Annotated in this window: 13 protein-coding genes; 11 read left to right on the top strand and 2 right to left on the bottom strand. The window is 64.6% G+C overall.

The features are described 5' to 3' along the window. The first annotated feature begins 187 nt into the window (after positions 1–187). A complete protein-coding gene (exoR, locus tag Q9316_RS08035) occupies positions 188–967 on the top strand; it encodes an exopolysaccharide production regulator ExoR (RefSeq protein WP_371877971.1) in 780 nt (259 codons plus the stop codon). A gap of 54 nt (positions 968–1021) precedes the next feature. Here exoR and xth read toward each other — a convergent pair whose 3' ends face one another. Beyond that, entirely contained in the window at positions 1022–1813 is a 792-nt protein-coding gene (gene xth / locus Q9316_RS08040) for an exodeoxyribonuclease III (RefSeq protein WP_306035245.1), read from the bottom strand. Between the two features lie 35 nt (positions 1814–1848). Further along, a complete protein-coding gene (erpA, locus tag Q9316_RS08045) occupies positions 1849–2181 on the bottom strand; it encodes an iron-sulfur cluster insertion protein ErpA (RefSeq protein WP_306034667.1) in 333 nt (110 codons plus the stop codon). Positions 2182–2400: 219 nt separating this feature from the next. Here erpA and Q9316_RS08050 point away from each other — a divergent pair, with 219 nt between their 5' ends. The 10 genes from Q9316_RS08050 (at position 2401) to tatC (ending at position 14359) form a co-directional block, all read left to right on the top strand. Next, positions 2401–3621 carry a deoxyguanosinetriphosphate triphosphohydrolase gene (locus tag Q9316_RS08050; protein ID WP_306034668.1) on the top strand — a complete coding sequence of 407 codons (1221 nt, stop codon included), beginning with the start codon at positions 2401–2403 and terminating at the stop codon, positions 3619–3621. Between the two features lie 67 nt (positions 3622–3688). Next, positions 3689–5449: an arginine--tRNA ligase gene (gene argS, locus Q9316_RS08055; protein ID WP_306034669.1), complete on the top strand. Its 1761-nt coding sequence runs from the start codon at positions 3689–3691 to the stop codon at positions 5447–5449. A 63-nt stretch (positions 5450–5512) separates the two neighbouring features. Continuing rightward, positions 5513–8683: an SPOR domain-containing protein gene (locus tag Q9316_RS08060; protein ID WP_306034670.1), complete on the top strand. Its 3171-nt coding sequence runs from the start codon at positions 5513–5515 to the stop codon at positions 8681–8683. Positions 8684–8789: 106 nt separating this feature from the next. Next, positions 8790–9809 carry a beta-N-acetylhexosaminidase gene (nagZ, locus tag Q9316_RS08065; RefSeq protein WP_306034671.1) on the top strand — a complete coding sequence of 340 codons (1020 nt, stop codon included), beginning with the start codon at positions 8790–8792 and terminating at the stop codon, positions 9807–9809. Between the two features lie 127 nt (positions 9810–9936). Beyond that, positions 9937–10752, top strand: a complete 816-nt coding sequence (locus tag Q9316_RS08070; protein ID WP_306035246.1) for a segregation and condensation protein A — start codon at positions 9937–9939, stop codon at positions 10750–10752. Next, positions 10748–11455 (top strand): SMC-Scp complex subunit ScpB, encoded by a 708-nt coding sequence (gene scpB, locus Q9316_RS08075; RefSeq protein ID WP_371877994.1) that lies wholly within the window; start codon positions 10748–10750, stop codon positions 11453–11455. The genes Q9316_RS08070 and scpB overlap by 5 nt, the downstream gene beginning before the upstream one ends. A 63-nt stretch (positions 11456–11518) precedes the next feature. Next, on the top strand, positions 11519–12622 hold the full coding sequence (locus Q9316_RS08080) for an ABC transporter ATP-binding protein (protein ID WP_306034672.1): 1104 nt from the start codon (positions 11519–11521) through the stop codon (positions 12620–12622). Between the two features lie 41 nt (positions 12623–12663). Continuing rightward, entirely contained in the window at positions 12664–12861 is a 198-nt protein-coding gene (locus Q9316_RS08085) for a twin-arginine translocase TatA/TatE family subunit (protein WP_306034673.1), read from the top strand. A 50-nt stretch (positions 12862–12911) separates the two neighbouring features. Next, on the top strand, positions 12912–13532 hold the full coding sequence (tatB, locus tag Q9316_RS08090) for a Sec-independent protein translocase protein TatB (RefSeq protein WP_306034674.1): 621 nt from the start codon (positions 12912–12914) through the stop codon (positions 13530–13532). After that, complete coding sequence (gene tatC / locus Q9316_RS08095; RefSeq protein ID WP_306034675.1) at positions 13529–14359, top strand: twin-arginine translocase subunit TatC; 831 nt, start codon at positions 13529–13531, stop codon at positions 14357–14359. The genes tatB and tatC overlap by 4 nt, the downstream gene beginning before the upstream one ends. Positions 14360–14428 lie beyond the last annotated feature (69 nt).

A 14428-nucleotide genomic window follows, 5' to 3' on the forward strand; every position in this document is an offset into this window, starting at 1 on the left:
AACGGGGCGCAGCGATAGGGGCATCAAGACGCGTGGAACCGCGCCAAAGGAAACGATGAGCCAGCCGATGTCATTGTCGCCGGACCTGCCGGAAGCCCGCACGAGACCCGTGCGTTTCCGGCTCGGCACAGCAAGGAAGGCCAGGCGCGGAATTGTTGAAGTGATGCCCAAGTCCGAGTTGATGCCGATGAAAGTACTGGTAATGGGCCTTTGCCTGTCGCTGTCCTCCTGGATGGCACCCCAGGCCCTCGCATTCGATCCGCAGTCCGGCGTCAGCAAGGAGAGCGGTCCCTTCGCCCTCTTCAAATTCGGTTTCTTCTCCTACAAGGAGGGGCGCAAGAGCGATGCCGTCGAGGCCTATCGCTACGCGGCGGAAAAGGGCCATACCGGCTCGCGCTGGGCGCTCGCCAATATGTATGCCGACGGCGACGGCGTGCCGGAGAACGATCTCGAAGCCTTCAAGATCTACAGCGAAATCGCGCAGGCCGGCGTCGAGCCGGACTCCGAGGATACGGGCTATTTCGCCAACGCCCTCATCGCGCTCGCCAGCTACTACCGCCGCGGCATTCCCGACAGCCCCGTCAAGATCGACCTTACCCAGGCGCGCCAGCTCTACTTCCAGGCGGCCTCCGCCTTCGGCATTCCGGAAGCGCAATTCCAGCTCGGCCGGATGATGCTGACGGGCGAGGGCGGCAGCGTCAGCGTGCACCAGGCTAAGAAATGGCTGAACCGCGCGCGCAACAACGGCCATGCGGGCGCCATGGGCCTGTTCGGCAACATCCTCTTCCAGGAAGGCGACTCGGCCCGCGGCCTTGCCTTCATGACTGCCGCGCTCGACCATTGCCCGCCGAAGGACTGTGCCTGGCTTCAGGCCAATCAGGAAGAAGCCTTCTCCGTCGCCACGGAGGAGGACCGCCGCAAGGGCGTCGCGCTGGCGCAGAACATCCGGTTCAATCCCAACGAATAGAAAAGCCCGGCAAAGGCGCGCTGCGCATGGCAGCCCGCGCCTGAAACAGGTGTTTCAGGCTGCGAAATCCAGCACCGCCACCACCGGCACATGGTCCGACGGCTTTTCCCAGTTGCGAACATGTTTTTCGACGCCCGTCGAGACGAGCCGGTCCGAGGCTTCGGCCGACAGCATCAGATGGTCGATACGGATGCCGAAATTCTTCGGCCAGCATCCCGCCTGATAATCCCAGAACGTATAGAGCGGCACCGCATCGTTAGATGCGCGCACGGCATCGGTCAGGCCGAGATTCTCGAGGCGGCGGAAGGTCTGGCGGGTCGCTGGCAGGTAGAGCGCATCCCTTTCCCAGACTTTCACGTCCCAGCAATCGTGCGGTTCGGGAATGACATTGTAGTCGCCGGCAAGGATCAGGGGCTCTTCGAGCGCCAGCCGGTCCTCGGCAAACGCGATGAGCCGTTCCATCCAGGAGAGCTTGTAGGGATACTTGACCGGATCGTCCGCCGGGTTACCGTTCGGCAGGTAGAGCGAGCAGAAACGGAGCACGCCACCCTCGACGGAGAACACGCCCTCGATGAAGCGCGCCTGTTCGTCGCCATCGCCGCCGGGCAGGCCGCGGTTGACTTCGTCGGGCCGGATCTTGGAGAGGAGGGCGACGCCGTTGAAACCTTTCTGGCCGTGCGTCTCGATATGGTATCCTAGCGCCTCGATCTCGCTGCGCGGAAAACCCTCATCGACGGTCTTGATCTCCTGCAGCCCGACGATGTCGGGGTTCGATTCCTTGAGCCAGGCGACGAGATTGTCGATGCGCGCCCGCACGCCGTTGATGTTCCAGGTGGCAATCTTGATCGGCATGCGGGTTTCCGTTTTGTTTGGGTAGAAAATCAGATCGAGAAGCTGGTGCCGCAGCCGCAACTGGCGACGGCGTTCGGGTTCTTGATCTGGAAGGACTGGCCGAGCAGGTTGTCGATGAAGTCGATCTCCGACCCATCCATGTAGACGAGGGAGAGCTGGTCGATCAGTACCCTGGCGTCGTCCTTCTCGAGCACCAGATCGTCGTCCTGCTGGTCCTCGACGAGATCGAATTTATAGGAGAAACCGGAACAGCCGCCGCCTTCCACGGAAACGCGCAGGGCCTGCTTTTCCGGCGAGGAGCCGAGGATAGAGGCGATGCGCCGCGCGGCAGCGTCGGATATGGTTACGGACTTGTCGGTCATGTCTGCCTCCTGCCGGGGTCAAGATCCGGAGAGAATCGCTTTTCCACGTACGGCCGGCGATTGTGCCGTCAAAGATCCGACCCGCTGGGTGCCGCGAAAGCAAGATATTGGAAATACTTGTCTTTCAGGCGCCGCTTGCGGTCGGACTTGCCGCTATGCACACTATAGGTATGAAGGCATTGAGGCCGCGTCAATGGGCGGCGTGAATGCAGGTGACGAATGACACTGGACAGACATGCGCTGGGTTTCGGCGCGGGACAACGCGCCATCTATGCTTGCGACCCCTGGGCAACGCGCGGGCGGCTCTTTCCGGAGCCGGAAAGCCCGACACGCTCGGATTTCCAGCGCGACCGCGACCGCATCGTGCACACCACCGCCTTTCGTCGCCTGAAGCACAAGACGCAGGTCTTCATCGCCGCCGACGGCGACCACTACCGCACGCGCCTGACGCATACGATCGAGGTGGCGCAGATCGCCCGTGCGCTCGCCCGCGCCCTGAAGCTTGACGAGGACCTTGCCGAGGGCGTCGCGCTGGTGCACGATTTCGGCCATACGCCCTTCGGCCATACGGGCGAGGATGCGCTGCACGCGGTCCTGGAGCCCTTTGGCGGCTTCGACCACAATGCCCAGTCGCTGCGCATCGTCACCAAGCTGGAACGGCGCTATGCCGAATTCGACGGGCTGAACCTCACCTGGGAAAGCCTGGAAGGCCTCGTCAAGCACAACGGCCCCCTGATCGCCCCGACCGGCGAGTGCACGCATGGGGACGATGTCCCTCGGCCGATCCTCGAATATTGCGCGATGCACGATCTGGAACTCGGCAGTTTCGCGAGCCTCGAGGCGCAGGTGGCGGCGATCGCCGACGACATTGCCTACAACACCCATGACATCGACGATGGCTTGCGCTCCGGCTACCTCACCTTCGAGATGCTGGAGGAGGTGCCGTTCCTCGCCAAGCTGATGCGCGACGTGCATGAGCGCTACCCGGGCCTGGAGGCGTCGCGCTTCACCCATGAGATCATGCGCCGTCAGATCACCGCGATGGTGGAGGACGTGATCGGCTACGCCCAGCGGGCGATCGCCGAGGAACGCCCGGAAAGCGCCGACGACGTGCGCAAGGCGCACCGGTGCCTTGCGACCTTCTCCGAGGAGATGGCCGTCACGGACAAACAGATCAAGAAGCTGCTGTTCTCGCGCATCTACCGGCATCCGGAGGTGATGCGGGTCAGGGCCAATGCCGCCTCGATCCTGACGGACCTTTACCACGCCTATATGGACGACCCGCAGCTCATGCAGGGGCACTACTGGGTGGACCGCATCGCGACCATGCCGGAAACGGCGCGTGCCCGCCATGTCGGCGACTATCTGGCGGGAATGACCGACAACTACGCGATCAGCACGCATCGCCGGCTGTTTGACCATACCCCGGAATTGCGATAGTCAGCCGCCCACCTGAACTTCTTCGCAGAAATGGCCCGGATCGGGCCGCTGCGCGCGGATGGATGAGATGAACCTTTTTACAGACTTCGACAACAGAATCAAAAACGTACTCGAAGGACTTGAGATCGTCCGTGAAAAGCGCGCCGAACTCGATTTCGGCCGCATCAGCGTCGAGCCGCCGCGCGATGCGAGCCATGGCGACGTCGCGACCAATGCGGCGATGGTTCTCGCCAAGCCTCTCGGCCTCAATCCGCGGGCGCTGGCCGACCTCATCGTGGCCGAACTGAAGAACGACGCGGAAGTCGCCGACGTCAGCGTCGCCGGCCCCGGCTTCATCAATGTGCGCCTTTCCGTCGCCTATTGGCAGAAGCTGCTTGCCGCCGTCGTTTCGGCCGGCACGGACTATGGCCGCGGTTCGCTCGGCGCCGGCCGCAAGGTCAATGTGGAATATGTCTCGGCCAACCCGACGGGGCCGATGCATGTCGGCCATTGCCGCGGCGCGGTGGTCGGCGATGCGCTCGCCAACCTGCTCGCCTTTGCCGGCTATGCCGTCACGAAGGAATATTACATCAACGATGCCGGCTCGCAGATCGACGTGCTCGCCCGGTCCGCCTTCCTGCGCTACCGCGAGGCGCTGGGCGAGACGATCGGCGAGATCCCGTCGGGCCTCTATCCGGGCGACTATCTGGTCCCCGTCGGCGAGGCGCTGGCCGCCGAACACGGTACGACGCTGCGCGCCATGCCCGAGCACCAGTGGATGCCGATCGTCAAGGAAACGACGATCGCCGCGATGATGGCGATGATCCGCGAGGACCTTGCCGCGCTGAACGTCAAGCACGACGTCTTCTTCTCAGAGCGCTCGCTGCATGCCGGCAACGGCGCGCCGATCCGCACCGCGATCAACGACCTCACCTTCAAGGGCCACGTTTACAAGGGCGTGCTGCCGCCGCCGAAGGGCCAGCTTCCGGAAGACTGGGAAGACCGCGAGCAGACGCTCTTCCGCTCGACGGAGGTCGGCGACGACATCGACCGCCCGCTGATCAAGTCGGACGGCTCCTATACCTACTTCGCGGCCGACGTCGCCTACTTCAAGGACAAATTCGACCGCGGCTTCGACGAGATGATTTACGTGCTCGGCGCTGACCATGGCGGTTACGTCAAGCGCCTGGAGGCCGTCGCGCGCGCCGTCTCAGAGGGTAAGGCGAAGCTGACCGTGCTGCTCTGCCAGCTCGTCAAGCTCTACCGCAACGGCGAGCCGGTGAAGATGTCGAAGCGCTCCGGCGATTTCGTCACGCTGCGTGATGTCGTCGACGAGGTCGGGCGCGATCCGGTGCGCTTCATGATGCTTTACCGCAAGAACAGCGAACCGCTCGACTTCGATTTCGCCAAGGTGACGGAGCAATCCAAGGACAACCCGGTCTTCTACGTGCAGTATGCCCATGCACGCTGCATGTCGGTGTTCCGCCAGGCGGCCGAGGCGTTCCCGGGCCTCGACATCGGCTCGCTCGACCTTGCCGGCGCGATTGCCGGCAATATCGAGGATCCCAGCGAGTTGCAGCTCCTTGCGAAGCTTGCGGAATATCCCCGCGTCATCGAAGCTGCGGCACTTGCGCAGGAGCCGCATCGCATCGCGTTTTACCTCTATGATCTTGCCAGCGCATTCCACGCGCACTGGAATAAAGGTAAAGAGCAGCCGGAATTACGGTTTGTTAACGATAAAAATAGAGAATTGACCATCGCCAGACTTGGGCTGGTGCACGCGGTCGCCTCTGTTCTTAAGTCGGGCCTGTCCATTACAGGCACGGCTGCACCGGACGAGATGCGGTAACGTCACCATTTGCCCACAATAAGCTGGCAAATGCGTCTTTGTAGCTTGTGAGTGGGAAGCAGTATGGCAGACAAGAACTTCGCGCGAAGCGGAACCGGTGATACGGGCCTCTTGGCGGATGATGATCCGTTGAGCGAGCTTGCCCGTCTCGTCAACTTCGAGCCTCGCCCCGTCCAGGACGTGAACAAGTCCTTTTCCGAGACGGCTCAGGCTGCGCCTCGGCATGAGAATCCCGTTTTCGCTCTCGAAGACGAGCTCATGCGCGCGTTCGAGCAGTACGACGCGCCGAGCCGCGTCGTTGCCGAGCCGGCTGTCGCCGAGGCGACGCCCCGCCATGTCGAGCCCGTTTTCGAGGAGCCGACGCCGGTCGCGGAAGACCGCGCAGCGTTCATCGATGAAGTGCCGACTCGCGAGGCAGTCGCCAGCGAAGCGCGCCATCACCGCGAACCACAGTTCGCGCAAGAGGTGTTTGCCGACCCGGAGCCTGCCGTCGAAGTCGAGCCGGAACCGGTCGCTGATCCGGCGCTGCTTCTCGCCGACGAGCTTGAGGCTGCCGTCCATGACGTGCCCACGGTCGATGCCGAGCCGACTGTCCATGCGGGCCGCCAGTTCGCCGATCGGTTCGAGCCGCGCTTCGAGGAGCCGGTGCGCCATGAACCTGTCGTCGAATCCCGGCCGGTCGAATCCTCTCAGCTGGACGATCGCCAGCCCGCCTTCCTCGGCCTCCAGCCGCTTGCCGCGGATGAGGGCCTGGCCGACGACGTCGGTCTCGATCTGGAACGCGAGCTGGAGCTTTCGATCGGCGACAATTTTGCCGATGATCTCGTGGCGGTCGACCGCCCGGAAGAGCGCGTTGCCGAGGCCGTTTTCGCAGAGCCGCAGCCGGTCGCCGTCGAGACGGTGGAAACCAATGTTGAGCCGAGCTTCGATGGCCTGATGCCCGTCGATGCCGACATCGCGCAGGCCGAGCCCTTCAAGGCCGAAACGGCCTATGCCGGGGAAGAGCCGCAATTCGTAGCGGAAATGCAGTTCGAGACGCGCGAAGAGCGCGCCCGCGCCACGGCTGAGGCCGAATTGCAGTGGCAGGCCGGGGCCGCCGAGCCTGTGTTCGAAGCGGATCCGGGTTATCAGGTCGCCTCCGTCGAGAAGGGCCGCGATTACGACAGCGATGAGCTGCTCGCCGAGATCGAGCGCTTTCCTGTGCCGGAAAGCCGCTCTCCGTTGTCTGCCGAGACGGTCGCCGCCGCTGCCGTGGTCGCGCGCAGCAACACGCCGGCCAATATTTCCTCGATCTTCGGCCGCGCGACGCCCACCGTTCATCGCGAGCCTGTTGTCGCGCGGACCGTGACGCCCGTCGTCGAGCCTGTGAAGGAGCCGGCGAAGGCCGTTGAGGTTCCGGTCGAAACGCGCCGCGAACCGGTCGTTGTGCCGACGCCGGCTGCCGCCGAGCCCGAGCTCGATTTCGAGAACATGGAATTCGACCTGTCGGACATCGACCTCGACCTGTCCGATTTTTCGCTGGACGAGCAGCCGGCAAAGCAGGAGGTCAAGCCTGTCGAAGTGAAGGCGGAGGTCGCAAGGCCCGTCGAAGTGGCAAAGCCGGTCGTGGTGGAAACGCCCGTTCGGCGCGAGCCGGCGGTTGCCGTTCCGGTATCCACCTATACGAAACCGCAGACCGTTCCCGTCGAGACGAACGACGGAGCGCTTCCCTTTGACCCGACGATGATCGCCGAGACCGACGTCGGCGTGTCCCCGGTCACCGAACTCGACGTGCCGCAATTGCCCGCCATCGAGAAGGAAAAGCCGCCGGCCTACCAGCCCGACTACGATTTCGACATCGATGCGGAAATGGCGCAGCTCTTCACCGAGCCGGCCGCAAAGCCGCGCACCGAGGACCTGCAGGCAGGCGTTGCCGCCAGTGCCGTCGCTGCCGCCCAGCCGGTAACCCAGATCAACGATGTCGACGATTTCGAGCGCGCGCTGGAAGAGGACTTCCGCCGCTCGCTGAAGCAACCGGAGCGCATGGCGATCCCCGTCGATCCCGGCCAGGCGAACACGCTCTATGCCGGTGACGGCTACGACGACGAAACGGTGCGTCCGCGCCGCGGCATGCTGATTGCCGCCTCGCTCGCCGGTCTCCTGCTCATCGGCGGCGGCGGCGTCTATGCGTGGTCCACCTTTACCGGCGGTGCGGGCACTTCCGGTGAGCCGCGCGTCATTCTCGCCGACAAGGAGCCGGTCAAGATCGTGCCCGAGGAAAAGGGCGGCAAGACCGTGCCGAACCAGGACAAGGCTGTCTATGACCGCGTGGCGGGCGATACCGCCAGCACGCCGCAGCAGGAACAGCTCGTCACCTCGACGGAAGAGCCGGTCGATGTCGTGCAGCGCACGCTGACGCCGGAAACCTTGCCGTTCGACGGCTCGGAAGACGGCACCGATACGGCAAGCACGGCCGATGACGAAAACCGTCTGCTGCCGGGCGTCGATGACGCGGAAACCGCAGCGGCCGACGCCAACAAGGCGCTCGTCTCGCCGCGCAAGGTCAAGACCATGATCGTCAAGCCCGATGGCACGCTGGTCGCCCGCGAGGAGACCGTCAGCGAACCGGCGGCGGAAACCGTCGGGCTCGACGCCAAGGCGACCGCGACGACGGGCCGCGCGTCCGGCGAGGCATCTGCCACGGCGAACGCCACGATCGACGCCGACGCCTCGCTGCGCGCCGAACAGCTTGCGACCGAAGGCCAGCCGCGCTCGGCGCTTGCCGAAGCGGCCGATGCCGAGGTTGACGACACCGCGCCGGTGCGCACCGTCAAGACGACGACGATCGGCGCGGCGGAAACCGCGACTGCCACCGCAACCGCAACCGACGACAAGACGCCGCTTCCGGGCACGCGTCCGGTCAACGTCGTCGGCACCGTTACCGAGAACGGCAATCTCGCCGGCACGGAAACCGCCTCGGCGACCCAGACCCAGCAGACGCAGGTCGCACCGGGCAGCTACGTGATCCAGATCGCCTCGCTGCCGTCGGAAGCGGAAGCGCAGAAAAGCTACAATTCGCTGTCCTCGAAGTTCTCGAGCGTCATCGGTGGCCGCGGCGTGGATATCAAGAAGGCGGAAATCCCGAACAAGGGCACCTACTTCCGCGTCCGCATCCCGGCCGGCTCGCGCGAAGAAGCCAATTCGCTCTGCAGCCGCTACAAAAGCGCCGGCGGTAGCTGCCTCGTCACCCGCTGAGGCTGGCGATGATTTCTGAGGACGCGCGGACCCGTTCCGCGCCTCTTCGATTCCGACGTAGACCTCACCCTTCGTCTTTCCCCAACGAACCTCTAAGATTGCCGACATGAGCGAATCGAAATCCTTCATTTCGGGCTGCAAGGGCCTGAGCCTCACCGCCGACGAGAAAGCCTTCTTCCGCGACGAGCGACCCTGGGGCTTCATCCTCTTCGGCCGCAATATCGGCGAACCGGCGCAGGTCGCGGACCTGACGGCCGAGATGCGCGACTGCATCGGCGGCGGTGCGGACATTGCCGTGCTGATCGACCAGGAAGGCGGCCGCGTCCAGCGCATCAAGCCGCCGCATGCCCAGCAATATCCGAATGCCGCCGCGCTCGGCGCCATCTACCGCGCGGACGCCGAAAAGGGGCTGCGCGCCGCATGGCTGATGTCGCGGCTGCATGCCTTCGATCTCCTGCGCCTCGGCATCAACGTGGATTGCCTGCCGGTGCTCGACGTCGCCGTGCCCGGCGTGCATGACGTCATCGGCAACCGCGCCTACGGGCAGGAGCCGGAAATCGTCTCGGTCATGGGCAAGGCGGCGGCCGAAGGCCTCAAGGCCGGCGGCCTGCTGCCGATCATGAAGCACATTCCGGGCCACGGCCGCACCATGGTCGATTCCCATCACGACCTGCCGGTCGTGCATGCAGGCCGGGAGGAACTGGAGGCCTGCGACTACGTGCCGTTCCGGCGCATGAAGGACGAGTTGATGGCGATGTCCGCCCATATCGTCTTCACCGCCATCGACGGCGACAATCCGGCGACCACGTCGGCGCGGGTGGTCGAGGAGATCATTCGCGGCCATATCGGCTTCGATGGCCTGCTGATGTCCGATGACGTCTCCATGAACGCGCTCGCCGGCGATATCGCGACAAGAAGCCGGGGAATCATCGCCGCCGGCCTCGACATGGTGTTGCATTGCCATGGCATCATGGATGAAATGATTGCCGTGACCGAAAACACGCCCGCGCTGGCCGGCGACAGCTTGCGGCGGGCAAATGCGGTGCGCGCGGGCTTTCCGACGCCTGATGGGGCGGACGAACAGGCTTTACGCGAGGAGTTCAATGCCATGATCGCGGTAGCCTGACGGCTGCCGCCGGAGCGTTCCGGCAATGGCCACGGCGGCTTTGCCGGGATTGCGGCGTAGAAAGAGGGGCGACGTGCAGGCAACGGGGTCGAAGCCGCCGAAGAAGGGGCGCGGCGCGGATGCGCCGATGGAGGACCTGTGGCAGGAAGGCGCCGAGGGGCGGGGCCTTTCCGAGGAAAGCCTCGTCGTGGACCTTGCCGGCTTCGAAGGCCCGCTCGACCTCCTGCTGCACCTTGCCCGCACGCAGAAAGTCGATCTCACCCGTATTTCCGTACTGGCGCTTGCCGAGCAGTATCTCGCCTTCATCGACAAGGTGAGGAAGATCCGCATCGAGCTTGCCGCCGACTATCTCGTCATGGCGGCTTGGCTCGCCTATCTCAAGTCCCGCTTGCTGATTCCCAAGCAGGCGAAGGACGATGGTCCCTCGGGCGAGGAAATGGCGGCGAGCCTTGCCTTCCGCCTCAAGCGGCTGGAGGCGATGCGCGATGCCGCCACGCGGCTCGTCAACCGCAATCGCCTTGGCCGCGACGTCTTCGCCCGCGGCATGCCGGAGCACATCCCGACCGAGCGTCGCTCGACCTTCGAAGCCTCGCTCTACGACCTGCTGAGCGCCTATTCCTCATTGCGCCAGCGCCACGCGATCACGCAGGTCACCATCGAGAAGCGGACCGTCTGGTCGCTGTCCGATGCACGCGAGATCCTGCAACTGCTCGTCGGCGATTTCGACGACGACTGGACGGTGCTCGACCATTTCATGCTGCGCTATCTCAGCGATCCGGCCGAGCGCACGACGGCGATCGCCAGCGCGTTCGCGGCGACGCTGGAACTGGTCCGCGAGGGGCGGCTGGAGCTTCGCCAGGACGGCGTCTTCCAGCCGATCTACCTGCGCCGCGGCCCGAAGGCCGGCGAGACCGGCGAGGACGGGAGCGCCGGGGGTGATTGAGAACGATGACGCATCGCCCGAGGCGGATGGCGGCACGATCGTCGATCCGCGCCGGCTGCACGAGGCGGCGCGCGTTGCCGAGGCGCTGGTCTTCGCCTCCTCCGGTCCGGTCTCCGGGGCCTATATCGCCGAGCGGCTGCCGCGCGGCGTCGATATGCTGCATGTGATGCGCGAATTGAAGGGGCTCTATGCGGGGCGCGGCGTCAACCTTGTGCAGGTGGGCGATGCCTGGGCCTTCCGCACCGCGCCGGACTTGTCCTTCGTCATCCGCACCGACGAGACGGAGGTGCGCAAATTGTCGCGCGCCGCGCTCGAAGTGCTGTCGATCATCGCCTATCATCAGCCTGTGACGCGCGCCGAGATCGAGGATATCCGCGGCGTGCAGACATCCAAGGGCACGCTCGACGTGCTGATGGAGGCGAGCTGGGTGCGTTTTCGCGGCCGCCGGCGCTCGCCGGGCCGCCCGGTGACCTTCGGCACCACGCGGGATTTCCTCGACCATTTCGGCCTGGAGGAATTGCGCGACCTGCCGGGCCTCGACGAGCTGAAGGGCGCCGGCCTGCTTTCCGGCCGCATTCCCTCCAATTTCCAGGTGCCGCTCCCGCTCGGCGAGGATGAACTGGCGGAGGACGAGGACCCGATCACCCAGCTCGACCTCGAAGAGCTCGGACTCTTGACACCGGGCGGAAAAGAAGACGAATAGACGAAGCTTATGACAGGCTGTACCGTCGGCGCCCCGCGCCAGCGGCAGGGAAAGACTTCGCAAATGGCTTCGGACCCGTCAGGTTCCAACGGCATCGAGACGAGACGGGCATCGGCGGTGACCTTCGCGGCGCGCCTGTCGTTCGAGGATATCCACCACAGCTACCACAACAAGGAAACGGTCCGCGGCATTTCGCTGACGACGGAGCCGGGCGAAGTGCTGTGTCTGCTTGGTCCGTCCGGTTCAGGCAAGACGACGCTCCTGCGCATCGCCGCCGGCATCGAGGCGCAGACCGCCGGCCGCGTGCTGCTCAACGACCGCGAGATCGCCGGCCCAAACGTCTTCCTGCCGCCCGAGCGGCGTGGCGTCGGTCTGATGTTCCAGGATTTCGCGCTCTTTCCGCATATGTCGGTGCTCGACAATGTGCGGTTCGGACTGACGGCGCTGCCGCGCGCGGAGGCCGAGGCGGAAGCGCAGGCGGCGCTCGAACGGGTCGGCCTGTCGCATTATGCCCAAAAGTTTCCGCACATGCTGTCGGGCGGCGAGCAGCAGCGCGTGGCGCTTGCCCGCGCCCTCGCGCCGCGCCCCTCGGTCCTTCTGATGGACGAGCCGTTCTCCGGCCTCGATTCGCGCCTCAAGGATTCGATCCGCGCCGACACGCTGGCGATCCTGCGCCATTCGCGCGCCAGCGCCATGGTCGTCACCCATGACGCGGAGGAGGCGATGCGCATGGGCGACCGGATCGCGCTCTTGAAGGACGGCCGGCTCGTGCAGGTCGGCACGGCGGAAGACCTCTACCTCAATCCGCGCAGCATCTTCGCCGCGGCCTTCTTTTCCGAGATCAACGAATTTTCCGGCCATGTGCGCGGCGGCGTTGTGGAAACGCCGCTCGGCAACGTCGATGGCCGGCGTTTTTCCGACGGGCAGACGGTGCGCGTCGCCGTGCGCCTGTCGGGCCTCAGCGTACGCGAAGAAGGCGGCGAGACGCCCGCGCGCATATTGTCGCGGCGCTTTCTCGGCGTGGTCGAACTGCTGGAACTGGCGGTTCCCGGCGCGGACCGGCCGGTCCGGGCGCGCGTTCGCGCGGACCAATTGGCTGCCGGATTGCGCGACGTCACGCTTTCGGCTAACCACCGCGACATACTGGTATTTGAAAAAGACGTCTGAACGTCTTAAATCGGGTTCAGATTTCAACGGGAGTTACGGGAATGGGTTCTTTCAGCATCTGGCATTGGCTGATCGTTCTGGTGGTTGTGCTGCTGCTGTTCGGCCGCGGCAAGATTCCGGAACTGATGGGCGATGTCGCCAAGGGCATCAAGAGCTTCAAGAAGGGCATGTCCGACGAGGACGCCGCTTCGACCGACAAGGCGAAGACCGTCGATCACAAGGCCGACGAGGTCAAGTGACCGGCATCCGGCCGCGAACGGTGGTTCGCGGCCCATGAGGACAATACCCTATGCTTGACGTCGGCTGGACCGAAATACTCGTCATCGCCATCGTTCTGATCATCGTGGTGGGTCCCAAGGACCTGCCGCAGATGCTGCGCACGTTCGGGCGCATGGTCTCCAAGATGCGCGGCATGGCGAGCGATTTCCGCCAGCAGTTCGACGAGGCGTTGCGCGAAGCCGATCTGGAAGACGTCAAGAAGACGATCGGCGAAGCGCAGAAGCTCAATCCGCTCAACACGATCCGCGAGGCGGTTAATCCGCTTCGCCAGATGGGCGAGGAGATCAAGGCCGATCTCCAGAAGTCGACCAGCAGCGTTTCGACGCCAGTGACAGCCGCCAATCCGGCCGACAGTGTCGCCGCCGCGCCGGTCGCCGTGCCGTCGGAAGCGCAGAAGCCGGCCTCCGCCGAGCCTGTCGCCGCCACTCCACTGAAGACGGGCGCGACAAGGAAGACGGCGGCGAAGAAGGCCGCCGAGGGCGCCGAAACAACGGCAAAGCCGCGCAAGGCGGCAGCAAAGGGTGAGGCCGAGACGAAGGCAGCCGCCAGGCCGGCCGCGAAGGCAGCCGCCGGCAAGACGGCCGCTTCCGCCAAGTCCAAGACTGCGAAGACCAGGAAGGACAAGGCATGAGCGGCGATATCGAAGACAAGCCCCAGCCGCTCATCGAGCATCTGATCGAGCTTCGCCAGCGCCTGCTCTGGGCGGTCGGCGCGTTTTTCGTCGCCTTTCTCGTCTGCTTCTACTTCGCCAAGCAGCTCTTCAACCTGCTCGTCCTGCCCTTCAAATGGGCGGTGGAGTGGGCGGGGCTTTCCCATCGCAATGTCGAGCTGATCTATACGGCGCCACAGGAATTCTTCTTCACGCAGATCAAGGTCGCCATGTTTGGCGCGCTGGTCATCGCCTTTCCGGTCATCGCCCAGCAGGTCTACAAGTTCGTGGCGCCCGGCCTCTACAAGAACGAGCGCGCCGCCTTCCTGCCGTTCCTGATCGCATCGCCCATCCTTTTCCTGATCGGCGCGGCGCTCGTTTACTTCTTCTTCACGCCCATGGTCATGTGGTTCTTCCTGGCGATGGAGCAGGGCGGCGGCGAAGGGCAGGTCTCGATCCAGCTTCTTCCGAAGGTTTCCGAATATCTCAGCCTGATCATGTCGCTGATCTTCGCCTTCGGTCTGGTCTTCCAGCTTCCGGTCATCTCATCGCTTTTGGTTCGCACCGGCTTCATCGATGCAAAGGCGCTCGCCGACAAGCGCAAATACGCGATCGTCATCGCCTTCGTCGTGGCCGCCGTGCTGACGCCGCCCGATCCGGTTTCCCAGATCGGCCTTGCACTGCCGGCCATCCTTCTCTACGAGATTTCCATCTACACGGCCCGACTCATCGAACGGCAGCGGGCGAGCGCCTCGAACGCGAAGGATGCGGAAAACGAGGTCGTTGCAACACCGGGTGAGGCCGACTGAGGCCTCGCCGGCGGCGTTGCCGCAGGTCGCTGCCGGGCGTAAGTGGGTCTCAATCCACGGAAACGCCTG

The sequence above is a fragment of the Shinella zoogloeoides genome (assembly GCF_030733845.1).
Lineage (GTDB): Bacteria > Pseudomonadota > Alphaproteobacteria > Rhizobiales > Rhizobiaceae > Shinella > Shinella zoogloeoides_C.

Bases quoted from the DNA above. Each gene is read 5' to 3' on its own strand.
- exoR (WP_371877971.1), top strand. From the start codon at position 188: ATGAAAGTACTGGTAATGGGCCTTTGCCTGTCGCTGTCCTCCTGGATG.
- erpA (WP_306034667.1), bottom strand. From the start codon at position 2,181: ATGACCGACAAGTCCGTAACCATATCCGACGCTGCCGCGCGGCGCATC.
- Q9316_RS08050 (WP_306034668.1), top strand. From the start codon at position 2,401: ATGACACTGGACAGACATGCGCTGGGTTTCGGCGCGGGACAACGCGCC.
- argS (WP_306034669.1), top strand. From the start codon at position 3,689: ATGAACCTTTTTACAGACTTCGACAACAGAATCAAAAACGTACTCGAA.
- Q9316_RS08060 (WP_306034670.1), top strand. From the start codon at position 5,513: ATGGCAGACAAGAACTTCGCGCGAAGCGGAACCGGTGATACGGGCCTC.
- nagZ (WP_306034671.1), top strand. From the start codon at position 8,790: ATGAGCGAATCGAAATCCTTCATTTCGGGCTGCAAGGGCCTGAGCCTC.
- Q9316_RS08070 (WP_306035246.1), top strand. From the start codon at position 9,937: ATGGAGGACCTGTGGCAGGAAGGCGCCGAGGGGCGGGGCCTTTCCGAG.
- Q9316_RS08080 (WP_306034672.1), top strand. From the start codon at position 11,519: ATGGCTTCGGACCCGTCAGGTTCCAACGGCATCGAGACGAGACGGGCA.
- Q9316_RS08085 (WP_306034673.1), top strand. From the start codon at position 12,664: ATGGGTTCTTTCAGCATCTGGCATTGGCTGATCGTTCTGGTGGTTGTG.
- tatB (WP_306034674.1), top strand. From the start codon at position 12,912: ATGCTTGACGTCGGCTGGACCGAAATACTCGTCATCGCCATCGTTCTG.
- tatC (WP_306034675.1), top strand. From the start codon at position 13,529: ATGAGCGGCGATATCGAAGACAAGCCCCAGCCGCTCATCGAGCATCTG.